The organism is Oerskovia sp. Root918, assembly GCF_001428945.1.
In the GTDB taxonomy this organism is placed as follows: Bacteria; Actinomycetota; Actinomycetes; order Actinomycetales; family Cellulomonadaceae; genus Oerskovia; species Oerskovia enterophila.
This window is the reverse complement of sequence record NZ_LMJG01000013.1, coordinates 188903-202884: the sequence shown is the minus strand read 5'-3', so window position 1 is coordinate 202884 and position 13982 is coordinate 188903. Positions and strand designations below refer to the sequence as shown.

The 13982-nt window shown below is 70.3% G+C and carries 15 protein-coding genes and 1 other RNA gene; all 16 read right to left on the bottom strand.

From position 1 onward, the window contains the following. Positions 1-39 precede the first annotated feature (39 nt). Positions 40-408, bottom strand: a transfer-messenger RNA (tmRNA) gene (gene ssrA, locus ASE27_RS19820). A gap of 126 nt (positions 409-534) precedes the next feature. Further along, a complete protein-coding gene (locus ASE27_RS12065; RefSeq protein ID WP_056650455.1) occupies positions 535-948 on the bottom strand; it encodes a hypothetical protein in 414 nt (137 codons plus the stop codon). A gap of 142 nt (positions 949-1090) precedes the next feature. After that, positions 1091-3010, bottom strand: a complete 1920-nt coding sequence (locus ASE27_RS12060) for a DUF2207 domain-containing protein (RefSeq protein ID WP_056650443.1) — start codon at positions 3008-3010, stop codon at positions 1091-1093. Between the two features lie 5 nt (positions 3011-3015). Beyond that, a complete protein-coding gene (gene smpB / locus ASE27_RS12055) occupies positions 3016-3486 on the bottom strand; it encodes an SsrA-binding protein SmpB (RefSeq protein ID WP_056650441.1) in 471 nt (156 codons plus the stop codon). A gap of 122 nt (positions 3487-3608) precedes the next feature. Next, complete coding sequence (locus ASE27_RS12050; protein ID WP_056650437.1) at positions 3609-4982, bottom strand: peptidoglycan DD-metalloendopeptidase family protein; 1374 nt, start codon at positions 4980-4982, stop codon at positions 3609-3611. A 1-nt stretch (position 4983) separates the two neighbouring features. Then, positions 4984-5895: a permease-like cell division protein FtsX gene (ftsX, locus tag ASE27_RS12045; protein ID WP_056650434.1), complete on the bottom strand. Its 912-nt coding sequence runs from the start codon at positions 5893-5895 to the stop codon at positions 4984-4986. Between the two features lie 4 nt (positions 5896-5899). Next, positions 5900-6754 (bottom strand): cell division ATP-binding protein FtsE, encoded by an 855-nt coding sequence (gene ftsE / locus ASE27_RS12040; RefSeq protein WP_082608872.1) that lies wholly within the window; start codon positions 6752-6754, stop codon positions 5900-5902. Positions 6755-6980: 226 nt separating this feature from the next. Then, positions 6981-8105, bottom strand: a complete 1125-nt coding sequence (gene prfB, locus ASE27_RS12035) for a peptide chain release factor 2 (protein ID WP_056650431.1) — start codon at positions 8103-8105, stop codon at positions 6981-6983. A gap of 68 nt (positions 8106-8173) precedes the next feature. Continuing rightward, on the bottom strand, positions 8174-9412 hold the full coding sequence (locus ASE27_RS12030; RefSeq protein WP_162259228.1) for a WxL protein peptidoglycan domain-containing protein: 1239 nt from the start codon (positions 9410-9412) through the stop codon (positions 8174-8176). 113 nt (positions 9413-9525) lie between these two features. Further along, positions 9526-10176 carry a hypothetical protein gene (locus ASE27_RS12025; protein WP_139107718.1) on the bottom strand — a complete coding sequence of 217 codons (651 nt, stop codon included), beginning with the start codon at positions 10174-10176 and terminating at the stop codon, positions 9526-9528. Positions 10177-10347: 171 nt separating this feature from the next. After that, positions 10348-10773: a pilus assembly protein TadG-related protein gene (locus tag ASE27_RS12020; RefSeq protein WP_157257576.1), complete on the bottom strand. Its 426-nt coding sequence runs from the start codon at positions 10771-10773 to the stop codon at positions 10348-10350. Between the two features lie 65 nt (positions 10774-10838). Further along, on the bottom strand, positions 10839-11405 hold the full coding sequence (locus tag ASE27_RS12015; protein ID WP_235535432.1) for a pilus assembly protein: 567 nt from the start codon (positions 11403-11405) through the stop codon (positions 10839-10841). After that, positions 11402-11806: a TadE/TadG family type IV pilus assembly protein gene (locus ASE27_RS12010; RefSeq protein WP_056650419.1), complete on the bottom strand. Its 405-nt coding sequence runs from the start codon at positions 11804-11806 to the stop codon at positions 11402-11404. The genes ASE27_RS12015 and ASE27_RS12010 overlap by 4 nt, the downstream gene beginning before the upstream one ends. 1 nt (position 11807) lies before the next feature. Further along, positions 11808-11993 (bottom strand): hypothetical protein, encoded by a 186-nt coding sequence (locus tag ASE27_RS12005; protein WP_056651380.1) that lies wholly within the window; start codon positions 11991-11993, stop codon positions 11808-11810. A gap of 180 nt (positions 11994-12173) precedes the next feature. After that, complete coding sequence (locus tag ASE27_RS12000) at positions 12174-13124, bottom strand: type II secretion system F family protein (protein ID WP_235534365.1); 951 nt, start codon at positions 13122-13124, stop codon at positions 12174-12176. Next, complete coding sequence (locus ASE27_RS11995) at positions 13121-13981, bottom strand: type II secretion system F family protein (RefSeq protein WP_056650416.1); 861 nt, start codon at positions 13979-13981, stop codon at positions 13121-13123. Before ASE27_RS11995 ends, ASE27_RS12000 begins: the two co-directional genes overlap by 4 nt. Between the last annotated feature and the right edge of the window lies 1 nt (position 13982).

Here is a 13982-nt window from a genome sequence, read left to right as displayed (position 1 = left end):
GCAGTGACAACTGGGGTGATGCGCCGCCCGAGGGCGACGTGGTGGAGGTGCGGGGAATCGAACCCCGGTCCGGTGACGCAAATCCAGGTCTTCTCCGGGCGCAGTCTGCTGTTGATTTTCTCGGCCCCAGCACTCACACAGACAAGGTGCTGACGGGCTCAGTCATCTAAGAGTCCCTACGCCGCCAATGACGAGCGTCGTAAGCAGTGGCTCTCTAGCTGACGCCAGGAACCGGGGCGAGAGCAACCCCGGGCTGACGGACTTCGAAGACTCGCTCAGGCGGCGAGTGCGAAGTCGGTGCGCTTGGAATCGGCACCTATTGGTTTGCAGACGTCGTTTACGAGATAAGTCTGCATCCTCGGCCCGCTTCTCCTCGAAGCACGACCACCGTCGAAACCGATCACCCCCTATGCAGTTGTCAATCACCGACCGATTCCACCCGTCCGTCCGCCGAGGCGTCCGTCCGGTGCGTCACCGAGTCAGTGGTACCAGCCTACGGGATCAACACCACCGCGGGCGAACCTATTTCCGTGGCTACTTCTTGCGGCTCAGCGCGTCGACCAGCAGACCACCCGCGATGCCCAGCAGGAACACGTCCTTCGCGAGCCCGATCCCCTGCGGCGTGGGGCGGATCCCGTCCGACTCCGTCATCCCCGGCGTCTTGAGGTACATCGCGACGAGGCCTGCGGAGAAGGCCCCGAGGCCGAGCGCGACCACTCCCGTCGGGACGAAGGGCACGAGCAGCGCGGTACCCAGGGAGATCTCGGTCGTGGACAGCGTCCGGGTGAACTGCACGGGGTCCTGGTCCTCGAGGAACGGGAACGTCCCCGCGGCCATGCCGTGGATCCCCTGTGCGGTCGCCTCGTCGGCGTTCCTCTTGTTGAGCCCGGAGTTGAGGATGAACGCACCCGCGGCGACGCGCGGGATGTACTGACGGAGCTTGACCATGGGGCCTCCTCGGCAGGGTGACGTCGACTACCCTGCGACGCTACGTCGTCGGGCAGGAGGATGCATCCCCACGCGGCGTGTCCCCCGACACGTCCTCACCCGCGTGTCGACCGCCCTCGTGACCCGCCCTGGGACGCGGCCGTCACCAGCCGCCCACGCCTCCGCCCCCGCCGCCGCCGCCACCCGAGAACCCGCCACCGCTCGAGAAGCCGGAGTCCCCCGAGGAGCTGGGCGTCGCGGCCGAGATCGACGTCGTGGCCGCGTCCGAGAAGGCGGTCAGCGACGACCCGAACGACGAGTACCCGACCCAGAACATCCCCGGCCCGTAGCCGGGGCCGACGTACCAGGTGGGCTCGGCCACCGACTGCCCCTGCGCCGCGAGCCGCGCGAAGATCCCGGCCCACCGGTCCGCGACACCGAACACGATCGCGTACGGCAGGTACCGCGAGAACACGTCCTCACCCTCCTCGAAGCGGAGCTGCCCGGCCTCCGCGGTCTCGAGGTAGCGCCGGAAGCCGAGCGTCTGCGTGAGCACCGCGGTCCCCTCGGCCGTGCGGGCGGGCGCCTTCTCGCACAGGACGAGCGCCAGCACTCCGAGCACCGCCACGGGGGCCGCGACGAGGGCCCACGTCGAGCCGAAGACCGCCCCGAGCACCAACGCGAGGACCACTCCTCCCACGAGCAGCACCATGCCCGCGAGGAGCCAGTGGTTGCGCACGGACCTCGGGTTGGCGCGGAACCAGCCCCGACGCGTGACCTCGGCGTAGAGCTCGGACTGCACGAGGGCCATCGAGGCCGCGAACGTCGTGCGGAGGTCGGAGAGCGTCACGCTCTCGCGCCCCGCGAAGATCTTGTCCAGGAGCGTGCGCTCGAAGCCGAGCAGCTCCTCGTCCGGGCCGGCGAGCCGGTCCAGACGCCAGTCGCCGCCCTTGCCCCGCTTGCTCGGGGCCTCGACCTCGACGATCTGCAGGTGCCCGCGAACCGCGAGATCGACGATCGTCGCGGTCACGTCGTGGGGGTCGGCACGTTCGTCGACGAGCGTCCCGATCTCACCGGGCCTGCTCGCGGCCGGTGGCGTGAACTGGACGGCGACGGGAAGCCGACGGTCGCGGGGGCCCACGCGAGCGTCGTCGCCCGCCACGGGAACCGTGCCCGGGACCAGCCCCAGGTACTGCTCGTCCCGTCCGCGCTGCCGGACGCGGTGCACCATGAACCACGCGCCACCGCCGAGGAGCAGCGCGGTGAGCCCGCCCGACACCGGGGTCACCTCGAACGGACGCTCGCCCGTGGCCTGGGCACGGTCGACCACGACCGGCTCGGCACCCTCGAAGGTTCCCGCCGGGTACTCGGCAAGGACCGTGAAGAAGGTCCCGGCCGGCACGTCGGCCTGGGTGAAGCTCGCGACGGTCCCGGTCGCGGAGCTCGCGGTGCACGGGTCGGTCGATCCTCCGGGCCCGGCGAAGCAGCTCGTGCGCGACACGTCCCCGGGGCCGTCGAGGGTCACGCTCGCGTTCTCGATGTCGATCTCGGACGTGTCCGGCAGGACGTTCCAGTAGATCTCGTCCTGGCCCTCCGCGCCGACGCCGGGGTTCACGAGACCGCGCAGCGTGTAGGTGATCGTGTACTGCTCGAGCCCGTCGAACGTCCGGTCGGCGGACCCGACCCGCACCAGGAGGTCTCCCCCACCCTGGTCCTCGACCTCGACGTCGGCCGCTGCCCCCGAGTCGCTCGACGCGCGGACGTCCGAGACCTCGTAACGGCGCAGGTGGTCCGGGTCGCCGTCGATCTCGAACAGCGTGGGGATCACGAGCGTGGGCCCGTGCCCCTCGTCCCCCCGGAAGTCGTAGTCCATGTCGATCGACACACCCATGGTGCCGTCCCGCTCGACCTGGGCCGCGACGTCGTACCGCGTCACTGCGCGGTCCGAGACGTCTGCGGCGGCGACGGGGGCGAGGACCAGGCTGCTCAGCGCGGTCGCGACGGCCGCGAGGCCCAGGAGCCGTGCGCGTGCGGCGGCGCGCGCCCGCATCCCCGGCCCGACGGCGGCACGCGCCGCACGCATCCGGGTCACCGGTTCTGCCGGTGGCGCATGGCGCGCTGTGCCTCACGGTTGTCCTGCTGCTCTCGCAGCGCCTGACGCTTGTCGTACTCCCGCTTGCCCTGCGCGAGGGCGATCTCTACCTTGGCCCTGCCGTCGAGGAAGTAGAGGGCGAGGGGGACGATCGTGTACCCCTTCTCGCGCAGCTTGGCCTCGAGACGCAGGATCTCGTCCTTGTGCAGCAGGAGCTTGCGCTTGCGCCGCGGGGCGTGGTTGTTCCACGTGCCCTGGGAGTACTCCTGGATGTGGACGTTCTCGAGCCACGCCTCACCGCCGTCGACCGCGACGTAGCCGTCGAGAAGCGACGCCCGGCCCTGCCGCAGCGCCTTGACCTCGGTGCCGCTCAGCACCAGTCCCGCCTCGAGCACGTCCAGGATGAGGTAGTCATGGCGGGCCTTGCGGTTGCTGGCGATGATCTTGCGGCCAGTCTCCTTCGCCATGGGTACGTCGTCCGATCTGCTCGTGCTCGTGGTGCGCCCAGGACGGACCCACCCGCGCCGTGCGGCGCGACGTCCCAGGTTACGCGAGTTCGGCCCGCGACCAGTAGGTGATTACCTCAACCTCAGAGCATGGTCTGCGGGTCCACCGTGCTGCCGTTGACGTACACCTCGAAGTGCAGGTGGCAGACCTGGCTCGTCCCCGTCGTGCCGGAGTACCCGATGAGGGTCCCTTGCGCGACGCTCTGTCCGGGCGAGACCGCGAAACGGGACAGGTGGTTGTAGCTCGTCATGAGGTTTGCACCACCGACCGTGCCGTGGTTGATCATGACCTGGTTGCCGAGCCCCCCGTAGGTGCGGGCGAACAGGACCGTTCCCCCTGCGGCCGCGTAGATCGGGGTACCGCAGTAGGCGCGCAGGTCCGTCCCGGCGTGCAGGCGGTAGACCCCCGGAAGGAAGGGGTGGTGCCGCATCCCGTACTTGGACGTGATGTGCGGGACCGCGGTCGGATAGGCGAGGAACTTGCCGGTCGGTGCGCCTCCGCCACCGCCGCCACCGCCGCCGCCGCCTCCTCCGCCGGAGTTGCCGCCGCCACCTCCTCCACCGCCACCGGTCGCGGGCGGGGGCTGCTTGGCCGCCTCCTCGGCGGCCTTGCGGTCGCGCTCGGTCTGCGCGGCGATGATCCCCTTGAGCTCCGTCGTGAGATCGGCCTGCGCCTTCTCGTTGGCCGCGATCTGCGCGAGTGCGGCCTCCTTGCGCGACTCGATCGTGGCCTGCTTGGCCTGCTGCTCGACGATCAGGCCCTCGATCTCGGCCTTCCGGTCGGCTGCGGCCTTGCGGGCAGCGTCGGCCGCGACGACGTTCTGGTCGGCCTGCACCTTGAGGTCGGCGATGGTCTCGCGGATCGCGGTCAGGCGGGCCTCGCGGTTGCGCGCGATCGACTCGGCCTCCTGCAGGTCCGTCAGGGTACGGGCCTGCGTACGCGCCGCGGTCGAGGACATCGCGTACTGCTCGATGAAGTCGTCGGTGCTCTGCGCGCCCGTGACGATCCCGAGCCCGCTCACCTCGCCCTGCCCTCGGTACGCCTGCCGGGCCATCTCGGCGATGCTCGACTTCGCGGTGCTCACCTTGCCCGCGGACTCCTGGATCTCCTCGTTGATGGCCGCTTCCTCGACCTGCGCATCCTGGAGCCTGACCGCGAGCTGCGCAGCCTCTCGCTGTGTGCGCTCGAGCTCGGCCTCGGCCTGGTCGAGCTCTGCCTGCGCCACGGGGAGACGCGCCTCGATCGTCTGGAGGTCGAGGATCGCCTGCGCGAGCTCGGCGTCGGTGCCCTCGAGCTGCGACTCGAGGCCCTCACGGTCCTGCTGCGCCTGGGACTGGCGACGCTCGGCCGCTGCACGCTGGTCGTCCAGGTCGTCGGCGGTCGCGACGACCGCCGTCCCGAGGAGAAGGATCAGGGCGGTTCCCGCAGCAGCGAGACGTCGGGTCAGCTGGGACATGTCACACCCTCGTGTAGCGGCTGAGCGTGACGACCGAGGAGATGGCCGCCAGGACGAATGCGATCAGGATCAGGAGCGGCGCGATGCGCAGCACGTCCGTCTCGGAGATGTATGCGATCCAGCTGACGGAGCTCTGCAACCAGTCGGTGACCAGGTACTTGACCCCCAGCCAGAGGCCGCCGACGGCGAGGAGCGCACCCGTGACCGCGGCGATCGCCCCCTCCAGGATGAACGGCAGCTGGATGAAGAGCTTGGAGGCCCCGACAAGCTTCATGATCTCGGTCTCGCGCTGCCGGCTCATGGCCGACAACCGGATCGTCGTCGTGATGAGGAGCACCGCGGCGAGCATCATCACGACCGCCAACCCGCCCGACATGAGCGAGGCGCGGTTGAGAGCGAGGAAGAGCGAGTCGAAGATGCGTCGCTGGTCCTCGACGTCCTCGACCCCCGGCCGCCCCGTGACGACGTCGTTGACGACCTCGTAGTTCTCAGGGTTGGTGAGCTTGAGCCGGAACGAGGCCTGCATGTCGTCCACCGTGAGCTGGGTGCCGTTGAACCCGTCGGGGAACCGCTCCTGGAAGGCGGCGAACGCCTCCTCCTTGGTCTCGAAGAACACCGTCTCGACCTCGTCGCCGAGCTCGCCCGCGAACACTCCCTCGAGCGCCTCGATCTGCTCGGGCGACGCCTCGCCCCCGGCACACGTCGGGTTGGGCGAGTCGATCGGGCACAGGAAGACGGAGACCTCGACCCGGTCGTACCAGTCGTCCTTGAGCTTGTCGATCTGGATCTGGAGCAGCGCCGAGGCGCCCACGAAGGTCAGGGACACGAAGGTCACGAGGACGACCGAGATCGTCATCGCCAGGTTGCGACGCAGACCGGACCCGATCTCGGCGAGGATGAACTGAGCGCGCACCGGGCTACCACTCCCCGCGGCTGGAGGACTGGGCTGGTTCAGGTTCGCCGGGCCGCTCGGTGACGTCCTCGCCCGGGGCGACGAGCGTCGTCGTGCGCGGGCCGAGGTGCGATCCCGCCCGCCCCGCGAGGTGACCCGACGGCTCGCGCAGGGCGTCGTCGTCGGACAGCGGCACGCCGGCGCCGTAGACGCCGTCCTTCTGGTCCCGGACCACGACCCCCGAGGCGAGCTCGATCACTCGCTGACGCATCTGGTTGACGAACCCCGAGTCGTGCGTCGCCATGACCACGGTGGTCCCCGTGCCGTTGATGCGCGAGAGCAGGTTCATGATCCCCAGCGAGGTGTTCGGGTCCAGGTTCCCGGTCGGCTCGTCGGCGAGCAGGATGGAGGGCCGGTTGACGAAGGCCCGCGCGATCGCGACGCGCTGCTGCTCACCACCCGAGAGCTCGTGCGGGCGCCGCTTCTCCTTGCCCTGCAGTCCGACCATCTCGAGGACCTCGGGGACGGTCACGGCGATCGTGTGGCGCGGCTTGCCGGTCACCTGCAGCGCGAACGCGACGTTCTCGAAGACGGTCTTGTTCTGGAGCAGGCGGAAGTCCTGGAAGACGACGCCGATCTGTCGACGCAGCGACGGGACCTTCCAGCTCGACAGGGTCGAGAGGTCACGGCCCGCGACGAACACCTTGCCCCGCGTGGGCCGCTCCTCACGCAGCACCAGGCGCAGGCACGTCGACTTCCCGGAGCCGGACGCGCCGACCAGGAAGACGAACTCACCGCGCTCGATCTCTGCGGACATGTCGTCCAGGGCAGGCCTGGCGCCGCGGGCGTAGACCTTCGAGACGTTCTCAAATCGGATCACAGCTGTTGACCAGTCTCTCGGTGGGGGAAGCGAATTCGTTCGCTGGTCGCCCACGAGAGTAGGCACGCCCCGCAGGGCTGACACCGCTGACACGCCGGGCTCGCCCGGATCGGGCACGGTTCGCGATGGTGGCGGCCCCGCGGTGAGGCCGGCTCGGGATCAGGTGCTGGGCCCGCCGGGGCCGGGGCAGGGCGCTCTGGCCCGGCCCGACCCCCGGCGCGTGGCGTCAGGCCTGCTCGGCGCCCCGTCGCCAGCGGATGCCGGCCTCGATGAAGCCGTCGATGTCCCCGTCGAACACGCCCGAGGTGTTGCCGACCTCGTACTCGGTGCGCAGGTCCTTGACCATCTGGTACGGGTGCAGCACGTAGGAGCGCATCTGGTCGCCCCAGCTCGCCTTGATGTCGCCTGCCATGGCCTTCTTGGCCGCGCTCTCCTCGGCCTGGCGCTGGAGCAGCAGGCGCGACTGGAGGACGCGCAGCGCAGCGGCACGGTTCTGGATCTGCGACTTCTCGTTCTGCATCGACACGACGATCCCGGTGGGGATGTGGGTCATGCGCACGGCCGAGTCGGTCGTGTTGACGGACTGGCCACCCGGGCCCGACGAGCGGAAGACGTCGACCTTGATCTCCGACTCGGGGATCTCGACCGAGTCCGTCTGCTCGATGAGCGGGATGACCTCGACCGCGGCGAACGACGTCTGACGACGCCCCTGGTTGTCGAACGGGGAGATGCGCACCAGGCGGTGCGTGCCGGCCTCGACCGACAGGTTGCCGAACGCGTAGGGGGCCTTGACCTCGAAGGTCGCGGACTTGAGCCCCGCCTCCTCCGCGTAGGACGTGTCGAGGACCTGGGTCGGGTAGCCGTGGCGCTCGGCCCAGCGCAGGTACATGCGCATGAGCATCTCGGCGAAGTCGGCCGCGTCCACGCCGCCTGCCCCCGCGCGGATCGTCACGACGGCCTCGCGGGCGTCGTACTCGCCCGAGAGGAGGGTCTTGACCTCGAGCGCGCCCAGGTCCTTGCGGATCTGCTCGAGCTCGGAGGCCGCCTCCGCGAGCGTCGCAGCGCTGTCGGCATCACCGACGTCGGCGTCACTCGCCATCTCGACGAGCGTCTCGAGGTCGTCGATCCGGTCGCCCATGTTCGTGATGCGGTCCAGCTCGGACTGCGTCTGCGAGAGGGCCGTCGTGACCTTCTGGGCGGCGTCAGGGTCGTCCCAGAGGTCGGGAGCCGACGCCTTGTCCGAGAGCTCCGCGATCTGGACGCGCAGCGCGTCCGGGTTGCTCACGGCGCTGATGGTGCCGAGCGTCGTACGGAGGGCGCGGATCTCGTGCGGGAAGTCGATGGTGGCCACGATCGTCTAGGTTACGCGACGCGGGGGCTCACGTGGCTCGGTGCCCGCCGTGGCGGGCACCGAGCACGTCACGCGCCCGACGACGGAGCGTCGGCTCCGGCGGCGGTGTCGCCGCGGTCCGTGCTCCCGGCCGAGGACGTCGCGGGCGCCGTCGGTGCGGGTGCGGTCGCACCGCCCTGCTCCTGGTCGACGTCGCCTGTCCCGGCCGCTGCGCGGCCTTCGGCGCGCGCCTTGGCGAGCAGCGCCTCGAGGCGCTGCTTCTTGCGCTTGCGGTTGTCGCGCAGACCGATCACCAGGACGGCCACCGCGGCGAGGAGGAGGATCTGGACCCACGGGATCGCCCAGGTCGTCACGGTGACCGTGACGGGCTCGAACGGAGCCTCGACCGGGATGTCCACGGCCCCTCCCGTGCTGACGGGCACAGGAGTCACGGTGATCTCGGTCGTCACGGGTCCGACGGGCCAGATCCCCGCCACGGCGAACGCGGTCGAGCGGGAGGTCCCCGGGATCAGCTCCTCGACGCCCTCGGTCCCCCGGTCGACCGTGGTGTCGCCGATGCCGAACGGGCCGGACACGTGCGCCTGCTGCTCGGCGCCGACGCGGAGATTCCCGTCGTTGGTCACGCCGTACGCGACCCGCACCGAACCGGGGGCGAACGGGTTCCACGACGGCTCGTACGTCGCCTTGACGTCCGTGAGCGCGAGCGAGGGCGTGACCTCCCCGGGCACGCGCAGGTTGACGCGCACGCCGACGCGACTCTCGACGCCGACGCCGGGACCCGCTGCGGTGGACGCGGACGTCACGGTCGCGACGATGCCGGCCGGGTGGTCTCCCGGGGTCGCGCCCTCGGGGACCGTGACGGTGAACGGCACGATCACGGTCTCCCCCGCGGGCACGTCCACGGTCGGCTGGACCTCGAACCACCCGCCCGAGTCCTGGGGTTCCTGGTCCGAGGTACGGATGTCGAACTTGCCCATGGGTGTGAAGATGCCGTCGTTGGTGACCATCGTGAACGTGACCGGTCCGGCCCCGTGGTTCGAGACGGCCACCTGATCCTGGATCTGCTCCCCCGGCTCGGCGACGAAGTCGAAGATCCGACGCTCGTCCGGCCCCTCGGGCGTCGCCGTCGTGACCGAGAAGCGGATCTCCCCGGGATTCTTCTCGTCAGCCTGCGCCGCCCCGAGGCCGCCGGCCAGTGCCAGCAGCAGAGCGCTCAGCCCCAGGACGCTCCTGCGGAGACGGCCCGCACGACGAGAGACCACGGGCCGAGATCCCGCGCCCGACACCTTGTGCACTTCCTTGCTCACCACGACTTCCGATCATCCTCGAACGGTCTACCTGCTCCGGAGACGGTACAGGGCCGACGGAGATCCGCCGGCCCTGTGTCGTCACCGTCCGTGACACTGATCGCGTGAAGCGGTCAGCTCTCCATGAGCGTCAGCGTCAGCGTCGACGCGTACGCACCGGAGGGGGTGCTCTTCGGCACGGTCAGGTTGAGCCCGGCCTTGACGCCGAACGTCTGGCCGTTGGCCTCGGCGGACGAACCGGACGAGACCAGGAGGTCGCCGACCTGGACACCGCCCGTGAGCCAGTCGCCACCGGGACCCTCGGTGTCCGGCACCTCCTGGAGCTCACCGGCGATCGGCTGGCCCGGGGTGACGTTGAAGTCGCCGGGGATCGGGTTGGTCAGCTCGGGGACCCAGCCGAGGTTGGCGGAGTCGATCTCCGGCAGGCCGGCTGCCACGAAGTTGCTCACCTGGCCGCTGACGTTCCAGGCTGCGTCGGCACCCACGTCGTTGCGGTCGTCGGAGACGCTGACGCCGTCGAGGGTGCCCGTGAACTCACGGTTGCCCGCTGCCCAGATGTCGTCGCTGGTGGACTCGTTCAGCGTGACGGACGGGTTGGCGACCGTGAGCGTGAGCGCTCCGACCGGGGTGACCGAGACCTGGATCTGAACGTCCTCGTCCTGGTTCACGTCGGCCGCGGCCGACGACGCCATCGCGATGGTCCCGAGCAGCATCGCGCTGAGCGCTCCGCCAGCGATCCACTGCTTCCTTGCACGTGCATTCATGTAAGTCTCCGTCGTTGGAGGGTGTCGGACCGGATCACCATAGCGGCGAACCGGCGGTTTTGGCAGCCCCCAGTCAAAAGTCGCACCTTTCGTTAAGAAAGTTAACGATCGTGTTAGCGCTAACTCAATCATGTTCACTCGCCCGACACTTTTTCGGGAAGGGAGGGTGGATCACCAAGCTCGCGCACTGGACTCTGCACGCACGATGATGCCATCAGACCAGAGCTGCGTCACCCAGCTGACGAGAACCGGGCGCGACCGTGCCGCCAGCCGGACGGTCGCCGTACGCCCGTCCGGCGTGGAGGCCTCGACGATCGTGACGTCGTCGAGCCCTGCCAGCGTGGCCGGGTGAGCGACGAGAAACGACCGGACGGACGACTCGACGTCCGCGTCGCTCAGGACCAGGACCGCCCCCTCGACCGGGTCCGCCAGACCTCCCTGGTAGACGGCCTCGGCGGGCATCGCGTCGGCGGCATCGAGAGCAGAGGCGTCGGCCAGGTCGAACAGCCGCTTGCGGTCCAGGTGGACCTCCGACGCGGAGACGACCACGGCCACCAGGACGAGCGCGAACGCGACGAACATGCTGGTGAGAAGCATGATCTGGCCGCTCTCGCCGTCTCGCTCGTGCGCACGCCCTCGTCCGGGGGCACCACAGGAACGCCTCACGACCGAGCCCCCGCGTAGCTGTCGACCGGCGAGGTGTGCACGGCCTGGACCGGGATCGACAGCGGCACCCAGGACCGGATCCCCGAGGGGACGAAGGGCAGCCCGACGTCGTATCGCACGACCGCCACGACCTCGCTTCCCGGAGCGAGGCAGGGGTCGCTGGAACAGGAGAGCTCGAGGATCTCCGAGGGCAGCACGTCATCGAAACCCTGGTCGGAGAGCGCCAGCGCGGTGGCCACCGCCGCCCGTACCTGCCCCTCGGCCACCGAGTCCGCTGTCACGAAAGCGCGAGCGGACTCCTTCGCCGCGCCCTCGACCGCAAAGGTCGCCGCCTGGATCCGGCCGAGAGTCAGTGCCAGGTACAGGACCGGGAGAATCAGGACAAGTGCCACACCGAGGAACTCGACCTGCGCGTTCCCTTCGTCGCCGCGCGCTCGGGCGGCGACCTGATGACCAGAATTCACCCGGTCGTCGGGGATCGACCGTGGGCGGGTACGTCGCTCGACGACCTTCGAGACCCCGCGCGGGTACCCCTCGTGGACCGAGCGGGCCCGGGATCTCACGGCTCCTCCACCAGCGCGTGACCGCTGACCGTCAGCGTGCCGGCCGGGCCGAGCAGGCCGACCACCGGGAACGGGGCCGTCACGGTCACCTCCACGACCGACAGGCCCTCCAGCTCGACCTCACGTGCGGTCACGTCCTGGGCGAACCGCTCGGAGAGCGCGGCATCGATCAGTTGCCGCGTGCGTTCGACACCGTCCGCGGGGGTGCGGTCCGCCCGCCCCGCGAGGCGCGCTCCCTCAGCAGCACTGTCGATCACGACGGCGCGCACGTGGAGTGCGAGCACCACCTGCACGACGCCGAGGAGGAGCGCGACCACGAGGACCGACACCAGCACGAAGTCGACGACGGCAGATCCGTCCTCCGCTCCTCGCGCATCCCCCAGGTCGGCGTCCCGGCCCATCTCAGGGCCCGCTCACGCTGCTGATCGCGTCGCTGAAGGTGCTGGTCAGCGCGGGACCGGCCACGGCCCACAGGGCGATGACGAGCCCTGCCGTCATGAGCGTCACGAGGACCCACCCCGGGACGTCACCCCGTTCTGCCCCTCGGCCCGAGACCCGTCGCACCAGCCTGCTCGTCCAGTCCTTCACCTGCTGCTCCACCGCTGCTCCCTGATCGTTCGCTTCTCGGATCCTGACCTGGACGGTCGTCCAGGACGAGTGTTCATGTCGGCGGTCTTTCGAAGGCCGCGGGCCGGTGCGACGCGCGACCACCCGCCGCGGCGCCCGAGGTGGTGCCCCGCCGGCATGCCAGCACTTCCGGCCCCACGCTCAGAGCCCGATCTGCAGTGTCACGATCGACGGATAGACCGCGAAGACGACCGTCACCGGAAGGATGAGGAACACCACCGGGATCATCATGAGGACCTCCTTGCGTCCGCCGGACTCCATGAGTGCTCGCCTTCCCGCCTCGCGCACGTCCTGGGCCTGGGCTCGGAGCACCTCCGCGAGAGGCGTTCCTCGCTCGACGGCCACCGCCACCCCCTCGGCGAACCGGGTCAGGCTCGCGAGCGTCGTCCGGTCGGCGAGGTCCTCGAGCGCGCGGGCCAGGGGAACCCCGGACCGGACGGCTGACAGCGTGGCTGCGAGCTCGACGGAGAGCTCGCCGTGCGCGCTGGTGGCGACCCTCTCCATCGCCGCGACCGGCCCTTCTCCGGCTCCGACCGACAGGGCGAGCAGCTCGGCGATCGTCGGGAACTCGCTGAGCATCCGCTCCTCGCGCCGAGCGATCCGACGCGAGAGCATCTGATCGCAGGACAGCAGCCCGCCGACCCCGCAGAGGAGCACCAGCAGGAGGAGCACGACGACCGAGGACCCCCGCGTGGCCGCGAGGAGGAGCGCAACGACCAGGCCCCCGGCGAGCCCCACGGCCCCCCAGACGACCTGACGGGCTCGGAACTGGTCCACGCTCTCCTGCGAGCCGGCCCGGTCGAGACGACGGCGCACCTCGGAGCGTGAGGAGCCGAACCGTTCCAGCAGCCGGCCCGCCGCCGCGATCCTCAGCCCGAGGACACGGTCGACCGTGTGGAGCCTGCTCGCCGACGACGTCTCCGCCAGCAGTCCCGAGGTCGCGCCGTGGAGCCTCAGGTACGGACCGACCCGCTCGTCGAGCCGGACCCGCCGCGCCCGGAGCCGGGAGGAGATCACCAGGACTCCCCACCCGAACAGGGCGCCGACCGTCGCCCCGGACCACAAGAGCCCGGAACCGTCCGCCCCGCTCACCGCAGCACCCGCGCTTCCTCGGGCAGGCGACCGATCCTTCGCATCAGCTGGTAGGCCACGAGCGAGCACACGGCTCCTCCCCCGAGGACCGCGACCCCCTGCATCGAGTTGTAGGCCTGCGCGGTCTCGGGCCGGGTCGCCAGCAGCGCGAGGACGACCCAAGGACCGGCCACCGCGAGCCGCGCGCCGCTGACCGTCCACGACTGCCGCGCCTCGAGCTCACCACGCGTCCTCGCGTCCTCCCGCAAGAACAGGGCGAGCGTGCGCAAGAGCCTCCCGAGGTCGGTCCCACCGACCTCCCTGGTCATGCGCAGCGCCTCGACGATCCGGTCCGCGACCGGGTCTGCGAGCCGTGTCTTGAGCGCGTCCAGGCAGTCACCGAACCGGCCGGAAGCCCGAAAGTCCTGGGCGAACTGTGCGAACGGCTCCCGCAGCTCGACAGGACCGCGCTCGCCGAGCTGCCCCACGGCCTCCGGGAGCGAGAGGCCCGCACGAACTCCCGACGCCAGGTGGTCCACGGCCTCTGGCCACACGTCCCGCAGGCTCGTCCTTCGACGTCGGGCCCGCGAACGCACCACGGCGACCGGCGCGAGAGCGGCGAACAGCGCGAAGCACGCGGCGATCGGCAGAGCGCGCGTCAGGGCGAGCCCGACGACTAGCACGAAGAGCCCTGCTCCCACGCTCCCGGCGACGAGCGCTCGAGGCGAGACACCCGGAAGCCCCGCCTGCACCAGGGCGTCCTGGGTACGGACGGACCAGCCGTCCGCCTCCCGCGGCGCACGAGGGCGCGGCTCCCACCAGGACGACCACAGGCAGACGAGCCCCGCGCCCAACAGCAGACCGACAACGACCCCCATG